General features: G+C 72.8%; 13 protein-coding genes and 2 tRNA genes. 7 read left to right on the top strand and 8 right to left on the bottom strand.

The window, feature by feature from the left end; translation table 11 throughout:
• Positions 1-64: 64 nt before the first annotated feature.
• From AB0302_RS04715 to tadA, 3 genes are all read right to left on the bottom strand, one after another.
• On the bottom strand, positions 65-583 hold the full coding sequence (locus tag AB0302_RS04715) for a hypothetical protein (protein ID WP_366370683.1): 519 nt from the start codon (positions 581-583) through the stop codon (positions 65-67).
• A gap of 154 nt (positions 584-737) precedes the next feature.
• Positions 738-828: transfer RNA gene (locus AB0302_RS04710), tRNA-Ser, on the bottom strand.
• A 98-nt stretch (positions 829-926) separates the two neighbouring features.
• A complete protein-coding gene (gene tadA / locus AB0302_RS04705; protein WP_366370682.1) occupies positions 927-1,478 on the bottom strand; it encodes a tRNA adenosine(34) deaminase TadA in 552 nt (183 codons plus the stop codon).
• Between tadA and upp the strand changes: the two genes are divergently transcribed.
• The 3 genes from upp to AB0302_RS04690 all read left to right on the top strand — a co-directional run bounded on the left by upp (position 1,477) and on the right by AB0302_RS04690 (position 3,865).
• On the top strand, positions 1,477-2,112 hold the full coding sequence (gene upp, locus AB0302_RS04700; protein WP_248118076.1) for a uracil phosphoribosyltransferase: 636 nt from the start codon (positions 1,477-1,479) through the stop codon (positions 2,110-2,112). The genes tadA and upp overlap by 2 nt on opposite strands.
• A gap of 420 nt (positions 2,113-2,532) precedes the next feature.
• The gene (locus tag AB0302_RS04695) at positions 2,533-3,330 is read left to right on the top strand and encodes a winged helix-turn-helix domain-containing protein (RefSeq protein WP_248118078.1); all 798 of its coding nucleotides are present in this window, start codon (positions 2,533-2,535) and stop codon (positions 3,328-3,330) included.
• A 10-nt stretch (positions 3,331-3,340) separates the two neighbouring features.
• Positions 3,341-3,865, top strand: a complete 525-nt coding sequence (locus AB0302_RS04690) for a histidine phosphatase family protein (protein WP_319075581.1) — start codon at positions 3,341-3,343, stop codon at positions 3,863-3,865.
• Between the two features lie 84 nt (positions 3,866-3,949).
• Here the strand turns inward: AB0302_RS04690 and AB0302_RS04685 are convergent.
• A tRNA-Arg gene (locus AB0302_RS04685) sits at positions 3,950-4,026 on the bottom strand.
• Between the two features lie 245 nt (positions 4,027-4,271).
• On the opposite strand from AB0302_RS04685, the gene AB0302_RS04680 reads away from it, so the two are divergent.
• Positions 4,272-6,113 (top strand): phosphoenolpyruvate carboxykinase (GTP), encoded by a 1,842-nt coding sequence (locus tag AB0302_RS04680; protein WP_366370681.1) that lies wholly within the window; start codon positions 4,272-4,274, stop codon positions 6,111-6,113.
• Between the two features lie 36 nt (positions 6,114-6,149).
• Here the strand turns inward: AB0302_RS04680 and AB0302_RS04675 are convergent, their stop codons facing one another.
• Both AB0302_RS04675 and AB0302_RS04670 read right to left on the bottom strand, forming a co-directional pair.
• Entirely contained in the window at positions 6,150-7,334 is a 1,185-nt protein-coding gene (locus AB0302_RS04675) for a globin domain-containing protein (protein ID WP_366370680.1), read from the bottom strand.
• 44 nt (positions 7,335-7,378) lie between these two features.
• A complete protein-coding gene (locus AB0302_RS04670; RefSeq protein WP_366370679.1) occupies positions 7,379-7,852 on the bottom strand; it encodes an Rrf2 family transcriptional regulator in 474 nt (157 codons plus the stop codon).
• A 117-nt stretch (positions 7,853-7,969) separates the two neighbouring features.
• Between AB0302_RS04670 and AB0302_RS04665 the strand changes: the two genes are divergently transcribed.
• The gene (locus AB0302_RS04665; protein ID WP_366370678.1) at positions 7,970-10,183 is read left to right on the top strand and encodes a RecQ family ATP-dependent DNA helicase; all 2,214 of its coding nucleotides are present in this window, start codon (positions 7,970-7,972) and stop codon (positions 10,181-10,183) included.
• Between the two features lie 129 nt (positions 10,184-10,312).
• Here AB0302_RS04665 and AB0302_RS04660 read toward each other — a convergent pair whose 3' ends face one another.
• Positions 10,313-11,788 carry a phosphomannomutase/phosphoglucomutase gene (locus AB0302_RS04660; RefSeq protein WP_248118085.1) on the bottom strand — a complete coding sequence of 492 codons (1,476 nt, stop codon included), beginning with the start codon at positions 11,786-11,788 and terminating at the stop codon, positions 10,313-10,315.
• A 167-nt stretch (positions 11,789-11,955) separates the two neighbouring features.
• On the opposite strand from AB0302_RS04660, the gene AB0302_RS04655 reads away from it, so the two are divergent.
• Positions 11,956-13,086 carry an MFS transporter gene (locus AB0302_RS04655; RefSeq protein WP_366370724.1) on the top strand — a complete coding sequence of 377 codons (1,131 nt, stop codon included), beginning with the start codon at positions 11,956-11,958 and terminating at the stop codon, positions 13,084-13,086.
• 28 nt (positions 13,087-13,114) lie between these two features.
• Here the strand turns inward: AB0302_RS04655 and AB0302_RS04650 are convergent, their stop codons facing one another.
• The gene (locus AB0302_RS04650) at positions 13,115-14,413 is read right to left on the bottom strand and encodes a hypothetical protein (RefSeq protein WP_366370677.1); all 1,299 of its coding nucleotides are present in this window, start codon (positions 14,411-14,413) and stop codon (positions 13,115-13,117) included.
• Between the two features lie 231 nt (positions 14,414-14,644).
• On the opposite strand from AB0302_RS04650, the gene AB0302_RS04645 reads away from it, so the two are divergent.
• Positions 14,645-15,514 (top strand): hypothetical protein, encoded by an 870-nt coding sequence (locus AB0302_RS04645; RefSeq protein WP_319075589.1) that lies wholly within the window; start codon positions 14,645-14,647, stop codon positions 15,512-15,514.
• The last annotated feature ends 234 nt before the right edge of the window (positions 15,515-15,748 follow it).

The following is a 15,748-nucleotide window of genomic DNA, read 5'->3' as shown; positions in this document are numbered from 1 at the left end:
GTCCATGATGGCACCGGGCCCGGACGCGCCAGGCACCCGACCCCGGTCGTACGACCCGGTGACGTCAGTCGACGCGCTGCGTGACCTTCGCCCGCTCGCCGGGTGTGCCGCCCCTGCGGGCCAAGAACATCAGGACGCCGGCGGCCGCGAGCGCGAGGCCGGCCAGGCCCATGAGCACCAGGCCGATGCCGGGGCTGGCGCCGTGGCCGGCCACCCTCCCGATGTTCGCGAAGCCGTCCACCATCAGGAACAGGCCGGTGAGGACAGCCAGGACGCCGGCGGCGATGCGCGCCCACGCCGCTGAGACCAGGAAGGCCGCCACGCACAGGGCGATGGTGAGCAGCAGCAGGGCCAGGATGATCCCGGCCTCGTCCGAGCTCGCCTCCAGGAAGCTCTGGCTGATCCGGCCGCCGAAGAGGCTCACGCTCGCGGCCGGCAGGAAGAGGGCGAGCAGGGACACGAGGGCGGAGGCGACCGCTGCGAGCGGCGCCCACGGGAAGCGCAGGTGAGGGGCACGGCGGGCCAGGGATGAGGCGTTCGCCGGCGGGGTGGGGCCCGCGGCGGGATCGGTGGTGGGGGACAAGGGGGGCCTCCAGGGCGGTGAGGGAGCGGCGGTGACGCCGCGCACTCTAGTGGAGGGCGGGGAACGGCCCGTGAACAGGCTGTGCGCCCGATGTGGGTGCATGACGAAGGCCCCGGTCAGCGCAGGATCACGCGGGACTCGGGGCCTTCACATCTGGCGGTGACGGTGGGATTTGAACCCACGGTACGGGGTTACCGTACACAGCATTTCGAGTGCTGCACCTTCGGCCGCTCGGACACGTCACCAGACTGGGACACTCTACCCGAGCGGCCACGACGCGCCCAAACCGGCCGCGGGCCGTCGTCGTCGTCGGCCCCGGAGCCGGCCGTGCCCGGCCGTCCGCTCATTCCCGGTGCGCGGCGAAGAACCCCCGCAGCAGCGCCGCGCTCTCCTCGGAACGGACGCCGGCGCGGACCTGCACCTGGTGGTTGAAGCGGGGGTCGCGGACCACATCCAGCACCGATCCGCACGCGCCCGCCTTCGGGTCCCACGCCCCGAACACGACGCGCGGGATCCGGGCCAGCAGCAGCGCACCGGCGCACATGGGGCAGGGCTCGAGGGTCACCACGAGGGTGCAGTCCGTCAGGCGCCAGCCGTCGCCCGCTCCGGCGGCGGCCCGCAGCTCCGCCCCGCGGCGCAGCGCCAGGACCTCGGCGTGGGCGGTGGGGTCGTGGTGCTGCTCGCGCTCGTTGCCCTCCGCCGCGAGGACGGTCCCGTCCCCGGCCACGAGGACCGCGCCGATCGGGACGTCTCCGGCCTCGCCGGCGGCGCGGGCGACCCCGAGGGCCAGGCCCATCCAGGCGTGCTCCTGCGCAGAGGTGGGCGCGGGGGCAGACACGGAGGACACGGAGGAGGGCACGGCTCCAGCGTACGGGGGACGGTAGCGTGGGAGCATGCGCGTTCACGTCGTCGACCACCCCCTCGTCGCCCACAAGCTCACCGTCCTGCGGAAGCGGGAGACCCCCTCGATGATCTTCCGCCAGCTCACCGAGGAGCTGGTGATGCTCCTGGGCTATGAGGCGACGCGCGACGTCGCGGTGGAGCCCGTGACGATCGAGACGCCCGTGACCACGACGACGGGCACCCGCCTGGCCCGCCCGCGTCCCCTCGTGGTGCCCATCCTGCGCGCGGGCCTCGGCATGCTCGAGGGCATGGTCAAGATGGCGCCCTCCGCGGAGGTCGGCTTCCTGGGCATGGCGCGCAACGAGGAGACCCTCGACATCGTCACGTACGCCGAGCGCCTGCCCGCCGACCTGACCGGACGCCACGTCTTCCTCCTGGACCCGATGCTCGCCACGGGCGGGACCCTGGTCGAGGCCATCCGCTTCCTCTACGAGCGCGGTGCGGCACGGGTGACATGCCTCTGCCTGCTCGCGGCGCCGGAGGGCATCGCGCGCCTCGAGGAGTCCCTGGGCGACATGGAGGTGGACCTCTACCTCGCGGCCCTCGACGAGCGGCTCAACGAGCGCTCCTACATCGTCCCGGGACTCGGCGACGCGGGAGACCGCCTCTACGGCCTGGCCGAGTGAACCGGCTGCACCGCCGGTCCCGGCCCTGGAGCCCGCTCCCCGAGACCCCCGCTCCGGCGGGGGTCTCGTGCTTTCGGTGACCACCGTGTCGAATGTGTCGTCCACCAGATGGACGGGCGGGGGGCGACGTCGGAGGCAATCCGGCGTGGGAGATCTCAACTGGGACTCGGCTGGGAGAAGATGCGGCATACATATGCGATGCCCTCGATGGGGGCGGCGTCGGGTCGAAAATGACACGGCGGGGTTATGCAGGGCGACGAATGGTGATCTTAGACACAAATGGATCCAGAGCGTCCGATATGCGAGACGAATCACTCAGTGTTACTTGCCAGATCGCCGGGCGACGTCACATAGTCGTCATATGACGATCCCGCCCGCGTTCTCGCGAGCAGGCGGGGAACCGACTGAGGAGTGACGGTCATGAGTGAGTCCGCCGGATACGTGCATGTCTCGGTGCGCAACGCGCAGCGCCGGACCCCGGGCCACCGGGTGCGGGGCGCGGCAGGCCGCGGCGACCTCCGCCTCGCCGGGACGCCCGCGCCGGGCCCGCTCCCCGCACAGACCGATCCGACTCCCGTGCTCGCGCCCAACGGCGTCCCCGGTCCCCAGGCGGTGGCCCGGGAGAACGAGGCCCGCGGCTTCGTGATCTACGTGGGCATGGACGAGCTCGCGGCCTCGGCCGCCGGCACCTCGCTCACCCGCCTCGCCAACGAGCTGCGCCACTACGTCGAGTCGCTCGTCCCGGGCTCCCAGTCCCACGCCGCCGTCGCCCTGGCCCCGGCCGGCGCTGAGGGCGACGACCTCGAGGTGGTCCGCCAGGTGCTGGGCGACCCCACCGTGCAGGGCGCCTTGCGCCCCGACCTGGCCCAGGCGCCCGCCCCGGTGTCCACGCGGCAGCCCGGCGTGCTGATCGACCTGTCCCGTCGCGAGGTGCAGCTGGACGGGGAGCCGCTGAACCTCACGTTCAAGGAGTTCGAGCTGCTCAACTACCTCGTGGAGAACGGGGAGCGCACGGTGGGCCGCGACGAGCTGCTCGAGGCGCTGTGGCGCACCTCGGACGAGGTCCCCAACGAGCGCACGATCGACGTCCACATCCGCCGCCTCCGCGCCAAGCTCGGCCGCCTGGCCAACACCGTGCGCACCGTGCGCGGCCAGGGCTACCGCTTCTACCGGCACCCCGAGGTCGTCGTGTGGGCCGCTCCCGAGTACTCCATCTGACCGCGGCGCCATGAGCGGCTCCGACGCGAAGACCCTGATCGTCCTGCGGCATGCCAAGGCCGGCTGGCCCGAGGGGGCGGACGACCACGACCGCCCGCTCGCCGCGCGCGGGCACGATCAGGCGCCCGCCGCCGGCCGCTGGCTCCGGGAGAACGGGCTCGTCCCGGACGGCATCGTCTGCTCGGACGCGTTGCGCACCCGGCAGACCTGCGTGTGGGTGTGCGAGCAGCTCGGCGAGCTCGCCCCCACCCCCTATCTGGACCGACGGCTCTACGAGGCCGACGCCGCCCGCGCGCTCTCGATCGTCAACGAGACCGAGGAGGGCGTCCGCCGCCTCCTGGTGGTGGGTCACATGCCGTGGGTGCAGAACCTCGGCATGCGCCTCATGAGCCTCGACTCGGACCAGGACGCAGCGCTGGCCATGACGGAGCACTACCCCACGCTGGGGCTGCAGGTCTTCCGGGTCGACAAGCCGTGGGCCGAGCTCGACGGGCGCGACGCCGCCCTCACCCACTTCGTGGTGCCGGGCCGCTGACGCCGCCGGAGCGGGCCCCGACGTCGCTGGACCTCTCGGGGACGACGAAGGCCCCCGCTCTCCGAGGAGCGGGGGCCTTCCCTGTGGTGCGCCCAAAGGGATTCGAACCCCTGACCTTCTGTTCCGTAGACAGACGCTCTATCCAGCTGAGCTATGGGCGCATCTTCCGTTCCGCCGGAGCGGATCGAACTCGTAGAACTATACACACCTTCCCCCGCACGTGCAAAACGGGCCCCGTGGGCGGCCGGGCCGCCCTCGGGTGAGGCCGCCCTGGGCGGCCTCGCCGCAGGCCCCTCGGGTACCATGGCCCCAAGACCGTGCGACCACAACGGCGTGGCGCACCATGATCGGTGTGCACGTCTGTGGTGGGACGGAACGGTACAGGACCCCTACGGGAGGACTCTCCATGGCTGACAACGCCACCCCCACCTTCGCGGAGCGTGCTGTGCAGGACGCGCCCACGGACTACGCCCAGCTGCGCGACTGGGTCGCCGAGATCGCCGAGCTGACGCAGCCGAACGAGGTCCACTGGGTGGACGGTTCCGAGGAGGAGTACGACCGCCTCGCCGCCGGGCTCGTCGAGGCCGGAACCCTGACGAAGCTGAACGACGACCTCTTCCCGCACTCGTTCGCCGCGTTCTCCGACCCGGCCGACGTCGCCCGCGTGGAGGACCGCACGTTCATCTGCTCCGAGAAGGAGGAGGACGCGGGCTTCACCAACAACTGGAAGGCCCCCGCCGAGATGCACGGCATCCTCGACGACGCCTTCCGCGGCTCCATGCGCGGCCGCACCATGTACGTGATCCCGTTCGTCATGGGCCACCTCGACGCCGAGGACCCCAAGTACGGCGTGGAGATCACCGACTCCGCCTACGTCGTGATGTCCATGCGCATCATGGCCCGCATCGGCACCGACGTGCTGGAGAAGATGTCCCGCGAGCAGGCCTTCTACGTGCCCGCCGTGCACTCCGTGGGCGCCCCCCTCGCCCCCGGCGAGCAGGACGTGCCGTGGCCGTGCAACGCCACCAAGTGGATCGTGCACTTCCCCGAGGAGCGCTCCATCTGGTCGTACGGCTCGGGCTACGGCGGCAACGCCCTGCTGGGCAAGAAGTGCTACGCGCTGCGCATCGCCTCCGTGATGGCGCGGGACGAGGGCTGGCTGGCCGAGCACATGCTGATCCTCAAGCTCACCAACCCCGAGGGCCGTGCCTTCCACATCACGGGCGCCTTCCCCTCCGCGTGCGGCAAGACCAACCTCGCGCTGATCGACCCCACGATCGAGGGCTGGAAGGCCGAGACCCTGGGCGACGACATCACGTGGATCCGCGCCGGCCACGACGGCGAGCTGCGCGTGATCAACCCCGAGACCGGCTACTTCGGCGTGGCCCCCGGCACGGGCTGGTCCACCAACCCGAACGCCATGCGCGCGATCGCCCGCGGCAACTCCATCTTCACCAACGTCGCCCTCACGGACGACGGCGGCGTGTGGTGGGAGGGCATGACGGACGAGGTGCCCGCGCACCTGACCGACTGGCGCGGGAACGACTGGACGCCCGAGTCCGACACCCCGGCAGCCCACCCCAACTCGCGCTTCTGCACCCCGATCGAGCAGACCGACATGCTCGCGGACGAGTACCGGGACCCGGCCGGCGTGAAGCTGGACGCGATCCTCTTCGGCGGCCGCCGCAAGACCACCGTCCCCCTCGTGACGGAGGCCTTCGACTGGGAGGACGGCATCCTCAAGGGCGCCACCCTCTCCTCGGAGACCACCGCGGCCGCCGCCGGCGCTGTGGGCGTGGTGCGCCGCGACCCGATGGCCATGCTGCCGTTCCTCGGCTACGACGCCGGCGACTACCTGGCCCACTGGATCGAGGAGTCCGGCAAGGCCGACGCGGAGAAGCTGCCGCGCATCTACCTCGTGAACTGGTTCCGCCGCAACCGCGACGGCGGCTTCGCGTGGCCCGGCTTCGGTGAGAACTCCCGCGTGCTCAAGTGGGTCGCGGAGCGTCTCGAGGGCAAGGCCGACGCCGTGGAGACCCCGATCGGCTTCACCCCCACCCCCGAGTCCCTCGACCTGACCGGCCTGGACGTGTCCGACGCGGACCTCGAGGACGCCCTCAAGGTCGACCGTGAGGAGTGGGCCAAGGAGTCCGAGCTCATCGAGGAGTGGCTGGAGCGCTTCGGCGACTCGCTGCCCGCCTCCATCCGCGAGCGCTACGAGGCCCAGAAGGCACGCTTCGCGCTCTGAGCCCCGCCACCGACGTCGTCCTGCGGGCGGCTCCGCTCAGACGGCGAGCCAGAGGTCCGGGCCGAAGATCTCGTAGCGGATCCCGGTCGCCGGCACGCCGGCGTCGATCAGCGCGGAGCGGGTGGCCTGCATGAAGGCCAGCGGGCCGCAGAGGATGACCTCGGCGCCGGCGGGGAGCTCGATCTCGGAGGGGTCCATGCGGCCCTCGTGGACGGTGACGCCCTCGGGCGCCTGCTCCGGGGCCACGCCGAGCCACAGGTGGGCCTGGGCGTTCGGCAGCGCGGAGAGCGACTCCGTGAGCTGCCCGAGCAGGGCCACGGACTCCAGGGAGGCATCGGCGTGCAGGACGACGACCTCGCGGTCGGACCCCTGTTCGGCCAGCGAGCTCAGGATGGAGGCGGCCGGCGTGATGCCGATGCCCGCGGTGGCGAGCATGAGGGGCGCCGAGTCGTCCTTCGGGGTGATCTCGCCGTAGGGGTTGGACAGCTCGACGACGTCCCCGACCTCCACCGCGTTGATGAGCGTGGGGGAGACCTCGCCGGCCTCGTCCAGCTTCACGGTGATCACGCGCTCGGTGGTGGAGGCGGCGTGGTCCGAGAGCGAGTACTGCCGGGCCTGGCGCAGGCCGTCGGCCACCTTGACGCGCACCGAGACGAAGCCGCCGGCCTCGCCGGGGGTCTGCGGGGTGTCGTCGGCCGGCTCGAAGCGGAAGGTCACGGCGGCGTTGCCGGTGGGCTCCTTGGAGACGACCTTCCAGTCGAGCCACATCTTGTCGTTGGCCTGCTTGGCGTAGAGGCCGTTCTCGAGCTTGATCAGGGCGTCGGCCATGAGCCAGTACACCTCGGTCCAGGCCTCGGCGACCTCGGGGGTCACGGCGTCGCCGAGGACGTCGGCGATGGCCCAGAAGAGGTTCTCGTAGACGATCTGGTACTGGTCCTCGGTGATGCCGAGGGCGGTGTGCTTGTGCGCGATCCGCGCGAGCACGGCCTCGGGCAGGGAGTCGGGGTGCTCGAGCTGGTGCACCGCGAAGCGCACGATCGAGCCGGCCAGGGCCTGGGCCTGCTCGCCGCTGCGCTGGTTGGCGCGGGAGAACAGCCCGTCCAGCAGCTCCGGATGGGCCTCGAACATGTGGGCGTAGAACTTCGGCGTGATCTCCGGCATGTGCTCGGCGACGACGGCGGCGGTGGCCTCGATGACGGGGCGGGACTTCTCGGACAGCATGGGGGTCTCCTCGGGAGCCTTATATGTGCATTGTCGATGCAAGATTACACGGTGGCCGCGTGGGATCCCATCGCGGGCAGGCCCAGGGAGACCGGCCCCGTGGCGCCCGCTCCGCCCGGACGCGCGAGGTCACGGACCGTCAGGAGGTCGAGCTCGGCCATGAACGCCTCCCGGGCGCGCGCGAGGGCCTCCCGCAGTCGGCAGTCCGCCGCGAACGGGCACGGGACGCCCGTCTCGTGGCCGGCGCAGTCGAGGACCTCGGCGCGGGGGCTCAGGTCGCGCACGAGCTCTCCGACGCGCTGGTCCAGCCCCGCCTCCGTGATCCGGGCGCCGCCCAGCCGGCCGCGGGCCACCTGGATGGTCCCGCGGCGGCGCAGCTCGGCCACGGCCTTGATGACGTGGTTGTACGGCACGTGGATCTCGTCCGCGATCCGTTGGCTGGTCAGCTGGCGCCCCTCGGCGCGGGCGAGCACCATGAGGACGCGCAGGCTCACGTCGGTGAACGCGTTCAACTTCATGGCGCCGATTCTCCCATCGGGGGGCACGCTCCTGCACAGGCGCCCCACGGGAGGCCTGCGTCCCCGGCGTCCCGGCGCCCGCCTCATCCTGTCCGCCTCCGTTGGCATACTGGCGCCATGACCTCCCCCAGGCACGACGCCGGCCCGCCCCTCCCTCCCGTCGCCGCCCCGGGCGGCCCGCGGCGTGAGCCCGCGGCGGACCCGGAGCTGCACTCCCAGGCCCTGGAGGTCCTGCGCCGCCTGGTGGACCGGCCGGACGCCGAGTTCAAGGAGGGCCAGTACGAGTCCGTCGAGGCGCTCGTGGCGCACCGCCGGCGGGCGCTGGTGGTGCAGCGCACCGGCTGGGGCAAGTCCGCCGTGTACTTCGTGGCGTCCCTGCTGCTGCGGGCGCGGGGCGCCGGCCCCACGCTCATCGTCTCCCCGTTGCTGGCCCTCATGCGGGACCAGGTCTCGGCGGCGGCGCGCGCGGGCGTGCGGGCCGTGTCCGTGAGCTCCGCGAACTCCACCGAGTGGGACGAGGTCCGGGCCAAGCTCGCGGCGGACGAGGTGGACGTGCTGCTGATCTCCCCGGAGCGGCTGACCAATCCCCGCTTCCGCGAGGAGCAGCTGCCGGACCTCGTGGCCCGCATGGGCCTGCTCGTGGTGGACGAGGCCCACTGCATCTCCGACTGGGGGCACGACTTCCGGCCGGACTACCGGCGCATCCGCGACCTGATCGGACAGCTGCCCTCCCAGGGACCCCGGGCGGTGCCCGTGCTGGCCACCACCGCCACGGCCAACGCGCGCGTCGTGCAGGACGTGGTGGAGCAGCTCGGCGTGGACTCGGCGCAGGACGTCTTCGTGCTGCGCGGTCCGCTGGCGCGCGCCTCGCTGCGCCTCGGCGTCCTGCGGCTGCCGAACCCCGCGGCCCGCCTCGCGTGGCTGCTGGCCCACCTGGGAGAGCTGCCGGGCTCAGGCATCGTCTACGCGCTCACGGTCTCCGCGGCGGAGGACACGGCGCGGGTGCTGCGCGAGGCCGGCCACGAGGTGGTGGCCTACACGGGCCGCACGGACCCGGAGCAGCGCGCCCGCATCGAGGAGGACCTCAAGGCCAACCGCGTGAAGGCGGTGGTGGCCACGTCCGCGCTCGGCATGGGGTTCGACAAGCCGGACCTCACGTTCGTCGTGCACCTCGGGGCGCCGAGCTCCCCGGTGGCGTACTACCAGCAGGTCGGCCGCGCGGGCCGTGGAACGGACCACGCGGACGTGCTCCTGCTGCCCGGCGCGGAGGACCGCCAGATCTGGCAGTACTTCGCCACGGCCTCCATGCCGGACGAGGCCCAGGCCCACACGGTGCTCGCGGCGCTCTCCGCGGACGGCGGGGCGATGTCCGTGGCGGCGCTGGAGCCCGCCGTGAGCATCAAGCGCACCGCCCTCGAGCTGCTGCTCAAGGTGCTCGCCGTGGACGGTGCGGTGGAGCGCGTGGGCGGCGGCTGGCGGTCCACGGGCCGCCCCTGGACCTACGACGGCGAGCGCTACGCCCGCGTGGCCGAGGCCCGCCGTGCGGAGGAGCGCCTCATGCTGGACTATCAGACGACGCAGACGTGCCGCATGGAGTTCCTGGCGCGGACCCTGGACGATCCCACGGCCGCGCCGTGCGGGCGGTGCGACGTCTGCGCCGGCCCGTGGTACCCCACGGGCTCGGACGGCGCCGCTCGGGAGCGCGCCGAGCACGCCCTGCACCGGGCCGGCGTCCCCATCGAGCCGCGCCGCATGTGGCCCTCCGGGATGGACCGGCTGGGCGTGCCGGTGACGGGCCGCATGGCCGCCGGCGCGCAGGCGGAGGAGGGGCGCGCCCTCGCGCGTCTGACGGACCTGGGCTGGGGCGGAGTCCTGCGCGAGCTGCTCGCCGCGCCGGATGCCCCGGTGCCGGAGAACGTGCTGCAGGGCGCCGTGGGGGTCCTCGCCGGGTGGGGCTGGCAGGACCGCCCCATCGCGGTGGTGGCCATGCCCTCGAGGGGGCGGCCACAGCTCGTGGGCTCCTTCGCCGAGGGGGTCGCACGGATCGGCCACCTGCCGTTCCTCGGCACCCTCGACCTCGTGGGCGGCGGCCCGACGGCCGGCCCGGGCGGCAACAGCGCCTACCGGCTGGCCTCGGTCCACGGCCGCTTCGCCGTCCCGGAGGTCATGGCCCACATGCTCCGCACGGCGCCTGAGGCGGGGCACGTCGGCCCCGTCCTGCTCGTGGACGACCTCGTGGACTCCCGGTGGTCGCTGGCCGAGGCCACGCGGGTGCTGCGCGAGACCGGTGCCCAGGGGGTGCTGCCCTTCGTCCTCGCCCAGTCCGGCTGATTCGACAGAGCTGAGGCGGCGGAGGCTGATTCGCCGGGACCCGACGTGACGAGGGCTGACACGCCGAGGGGGCCGGACCGGATGGTCCGGCCCCCTCGGGCCCGTGGAGGGCAGTCCGCCCGCCGTCCGTCAGCGCTCGGTGCGGACGATCTCCAGCACCGCGTCGCGGATGGCCTCCATGGTCTCCGGGGTCCGGGCCTCGCCGTTGTAGCGCAGGAACGGCTCCGTGTTGGAGGGGCGCAGGTTGAACCACCATGAGCCGTCGGCCGCGGAGACGGTGGTGCCGTCCATGCGGAGCACGCGCGTGGCCACGCCCGCGAAGTCCCCGTGGGTGGCCTGGCCGGCGTCGCCGCCGTCCTCGGCGCCCGCGGCGAACTGCGCGAGCACGGCGGCCACGGCGGCGTCCTTGTCCTCCACCTTCGAGTTGACCTCGCCCGAGGCGAAGTACGGCTCGTACTCCTCGGCCAGCTCGCTCAGGGGCTGCTCCTGCTCGCCCAGGGCGGCCAGGACGTGCATCGCGGCCAGCATGCCGGTGTCCGCGTTGAAGAAGTCACGGAAGTAGTAGTGCGCGGAGTGCTCGCCGCCGAACACGGCGCCCTCGGACGCCATGACCGCCTTGATGAAGGAGTGGCCCACACGGGTCACCACGGCGCGGCCCCCGTCGGCCTCCACCAGCTCGGGCACCGCTCGGGAGGTGATGAGGTTGTGGATGATCACGGGGGTCTCCTCCCCGTCCGCCTTCGCGCGGGCGATCTCGCGGCGCGCCACGAGGGCGGTGACCGCGGACGGGGACACGGGGTCACCGTTCTCGTCGATCACGAAGCAGCGGTCGGCGTCTCCGTCGAAGGCCAGGCCGAGGTCCGCGCCGCGGTCCGTCACGGCAGCCTGCAGGTCGCGCAGGTTCTCCGACTCCAGCGGGTTGGCCGGGTGGTTCGGGAAGGTGCCGTCGAGCTCGAAGTAGAGCGGCTCGATGGTGAGCGGCAGGCCCGGCAGCAGCGTGTCCCCCAGGACCGCCGGAGTCGTGCGTCCCGCCATGCCGTTGCCCGCGTCCACCACGACCTTCAGCGGGCGGATGCCCCGCAGGTCCACGAGGGAGCGCAGGTACTCGGCGTAGGCGCCCAGGATCTCCTGCTCGGACACGGAGCCCGGGGCCTCCACCGCGGGGATCTCGCCGCCGTCCAGGTAGCGCTGGGCCACGTCGCGGATCTCGTAGAGGCCGGTGTCCGAGGAGACGGGCACCGCGCCGGCCTTGGCCATCTTCATGCCGTTGTACTCGGCCGGGTTGTGCGAGGCCGTGAACACCACGCCGGCGGCCTGCTTCACGCCGGCCGCGTAGTACAGCATGTCCGTGGAGATGAGGCCCAGCAGCAGCACGTTCGCGCCGCGAGCCGTGGCGCCGGCCGCGAAGGCGTCCATGAACTCGGGAGAGGAGGGGCGCATGTCCCCGCCCACCAGCACGGTCTGCCCGGCCAGCTCGAGGACGTCCACGAAGGCTGCGCCCACGGCTCGGACGGACTCCGCCGTGATGGTCTCGCCCACGATGCCGCGCACGTCATAGGCCTTGAAGGAGTCACGCAGGTCGATGGGTCCAGAGGAAGTAGTCACGCGACCGATGGTAGTGGACCCCTGGATACAGTGGGCTGGTGGCCTCCGCAAACCGATTCCCGCGCTCCGGCGGCGTGCCGGGCGGCCCGTGGCCGGAAGCCCCGGAGCCGCTCTCGCCCGGCACGCCCGCCTACCGCCGGCTGCTGCTCGGCCTCTTCCTGGCCGGCGTGGCCACGTTCGCCCAGCTCTACTCGCCGCAGGGCCTGCTCCCCCTCGTCAGCGCCGACCTGGGCGTGCCGGCCCACGAGGCGGCGCTGCTCGTCTCCGCCGCCACCCTCGGCCTGGCCGTCTCCGTGGTGCCGTGGTCGCTCGCGGGCGACCGGTGGGGCCGTCGACCGGTCATGGGGGTCTCGCTCGCCGGCGCGAGCGCGCTCGCGGTGGCTAGCGGGCTGGCCCCCTCGCTCGAGGCCATGATGGTGCTGCGCCTGTTCGAGGGGATGGCGCACGGCGGCGTCGCGGGCCTCGCCGTGGCGCTGCTCGCGGAAGAGGTGGCTCCGCGCGCGGTCACCGCGGCGGCGGGCACCTACATCGCCGGGACCACGCTGGGCGGCCTGTCCGGCCGGCTCATCGCGCTGCCCGTCGCCGAGGCGGCCTCGTGGCGCGCGGGCATGCTCGCGGTGAGCGCGGTCGGCGTGCTGTGCACCCTGGGGTTCCTCTGGGTCACCCCGCGGGCCCGCCGCTTCGTCCCCTCCCGCACCTCCGTGCGGCAGGTCACCCGCACGGTCCGTGCGCACCTGCACGCGCCCGCGCTCGTGGCGGTGTACGCGCAGGCGCTGCTGCTCATGGGCGGCTTCGTGGCCCTGTACAACTACGTGGGATACACGCTCCTGGCCCCGCCGTTCTCCTGGGACCCCTCGGCCGTGGGACTCGTGTTCCTCGCCTACCTCGCCGGCACCTGGGCGTCGCCGTGGGCCGGCCGGCTGGCCGCACGGCATGGCCGGCTGCGGGTCCTGGTCGCGGCGACGACGGCGATGGCCGTGGGCGTGGCCCTCACCCTGGTGCCCCACCCGCTCGTGCTCGTGCCCGCACTGGTGCTGGCCACCGGGGCGTTCTTCGCGGCGCACTCGGTGGCCTCGGCATGGGCCGGCACCGCCGCGGTGACGGGCCGCGCGCAGTCCACCTCGCTGTACAACCTGGCCTACTACGCGGGGTCGAGCCTCTTCGGCTGGCTGGGCGGGGTGTTCCACGAGGCCCACGGCTGGCCCGGGACGGTGGTGATGGTGGTGGCGCTCGTGCTCACCGCCACCGTGGTCGCCGTCGTCGTCCTGCGCGGAGACGAGACGGCCCCGGCTCGATGAGCCGGGGCCGGGCGGGTGCGGCGGACGGTCACCTGCCGCGGCCAGCGGCGTCCGTGCCGTCGGCGGAGCGGGCCTGCTCCTGCCACTGCTTGAGCACGGCCGGGTCCTGCAGCTCGAGCCAGTCCAGCATCTGCTGGTAGGTCACGCAGTACGTGTCCTCCTTCTGGCAGACCTCGCGCATGACCTGGTCCACCGCGGGGTTGAACGTGTTGTCGTTCCACGTGTTGAAGTGGTTGCCGAACACGAGCGGGGCGCGGTTGCCGTTGAACGCCGACTCGTACACGTACAGGTAGGTCTCCCGCTGGAACCTGCCGAGGCGCTCCTTGTCTGCGGGGACCTCCTTGCCGCCGTTGCCGTCCATCCAGAAGTTGTAGTCCATGGCCAGGACCATGGGGTACTTCTTGCCCTCCTCGGCGAGCACGGGGGAGTAGACGGTGGGCATGTCGAACTCCCAGATGCCGTCCTTCTGGTAGGGCCAGGCCACCCCGGGCTTGCGCTCCCAGTGCGACGTGTCGTACTCCAGGCCGTGCTCCTTCCAGACCGGCACGAGCGCGTCCCACTCCCCGTCCAGGCAGGGCAGGCGGCCGCCCTTGACGTCCTCCGCCTCGACCTCGAGCTCGGGGAAGTCCTCCCCGTAGCCGTTCACGCGGCGCGGGTCGTCCAGGAACTTGTAGAACGTCCCGATCTCCTGCTCCCACTCGGCGGTGGACCACTTGTTCGCGCCGTACTCCGCCGAGGCACAGAGGTGGCCGCTGTAGTGGGTGCCGATCTCGTGGCCGCGGGCGTGGGCCTCGTTGATGTTCTCCACGCGCTGGGCCACCTCGGCCTCCGGTCCGCCGAACTCGGTCTGCACCACGCCGGGCTCGTTGCCCGGGGCGCTGTAGATCTCCTTGTTCGCACTGCCCACCAGGTTGATGCCGGACTGGAACACGGTGAACTTGGCGCCGGCCTCGTCCGCGGTCTCCATGAACGACTTCCAGCGGGCGTCCTGGTTGCCGCCGTCAAAGGAGAACAGGACGAACTGCGGAGGGCGCTCGTCCGCGCCGTATGCGCGCATCGGCACGTCCGGGTTGGACCGGGCCGCCAAGGGGCCCTCGGTCTCCGCCTCCGAGGACGACGCCGCACTCGAGTCCGCGCTCGGCCCCGTGCCGGTCGTCGCCGAGGCGGACGCATCGCCGCCCTGAGCAGCCGGACCGCCGGGTGAGGCGCCGTCGCTCTGGGGGGCGGAGCAGCCGCTCAGGAGCAGGGCCAGGGCCGCCGTCGCACCCCACACGCGGTGCCGCCGAGACCCGGAGCGCTCGGTGAGGGACGAAGGGGGAAGGAGCATGGTGATCTCCTGCGTGGTGGCCGGTGCTGCCGGTGGTGTCGTTGCTGTTCGGGGCGGGCGAGGTCGCGCGCGCGGTGCCGCGGCCGTCCAGCGGCCGCCGCCTGTTCACCCTAGGCACACCCGAGGGCCCCGGCCGGCGATTTCCCGGGAACTGTGACGAAGGTGTGACCCCTCGCCGCGGCGGGCTCTTCGGCCGCCGGGGCCCCGGAGCGCCGACCTAGACTGACGGGCATGGAATACCTCGTTCCCGCCCTGGCCGTGCTGGCGATCGGCGTGCTCACGCTGGCGGTCGGCAACCGGATGGCGCGCAGCGCCCACAGCGGGAGGACGGCCGCGCCGGCGTCCACCCAGCGGGCGGAGGCGAGTGAGGCCCGGGCCAGGGAAGCCGTGTCCCTGCTCGACGAGGGGGGCCACCGCGCCGTCTACGGGCACATCGCCCAGAGCCGCGTCATGGAGGCCATCCGCGCCTACCGGGGCATCACCGGCCGGAGCCTGAAGGACGCCGTCCTGGACGTGCAGTCCCTGGCCGCCTACCCGCAGGTCTACCCGACGCGCCCGCCCGCAGGGCTCGAGGACCTCGACGGCTCGCACGCCTCGACGCCGTCCGCAGGTGGGGACGAGCCCGTGGTGCCCGAGCCTGCCCCCCAGGAGAGGGGCGGGACGCAGAGGGGTGGGGCACCCCGCCGGGTCGGGGAGACCGAGGGCCCGGACGAGGCCGGCGGCGGCGCTGGGTCCCACGCCGCGGCCCCGGGCGCGGAGTCCGGGGCGCCGCGCGAGGCGGACGGCTCCGCCGACGCCGTCCCGGCACCCGCGGAGGCGTCGGCCGGCGCGGAACCCCTCACGATCCCGACCGAGTGGATGGGCGATCCCGCGCCGGAGGAACAGCCGTTCGAGGTGGAGGTGCTGCGCGGCGAGGGATCCGTGCGCGTCTCCTCCCGTGACCTCCCGCCGTGGCTGCGCGATCAGCTGGCCGCCATGGTGCGGGATGGGAACCTGGAGTCCGCGGCCGTGCAGCTGTCCACCCATTCGGAGCTCACAGTCCCGGAGGCGTTCGAGCTCCTGCGCCGCATGCGGGAGCGCCGCGAGGGCCACGGGGCCTGAGGGTCCTTGGACGCGGAAAGGGCCGGAATCTCAACGATTCCGGCCCTTCCTGGCGGAGACGGGGGGATTTGAACCCCACCTGCCCGCCGGACGCTCTGCCCCGGTCGGACGCCGAATCCGGCGTATTCATGCGGGAGAAGGGTCCTCCCGCCGGGTGACAGAACAAGACCCTACAGGACCGGAGAGGACCAGAAAGGGCCGCCCCTGTCCCCAATGGGGACAGCCCCGCCCCGC

Origin of the sequence: Micrococcus sp. NPDC078436 (assembly GCF_040702705.1) — a bacterium.
GTDB lineage: Bacteria > Actinomycetota > Actinomycetes > Actinomycetales > Micrococcaceae > Micrococcus.
This window is presented reverse-complemented; position numbering and strand designations above follow the sequence as displayed.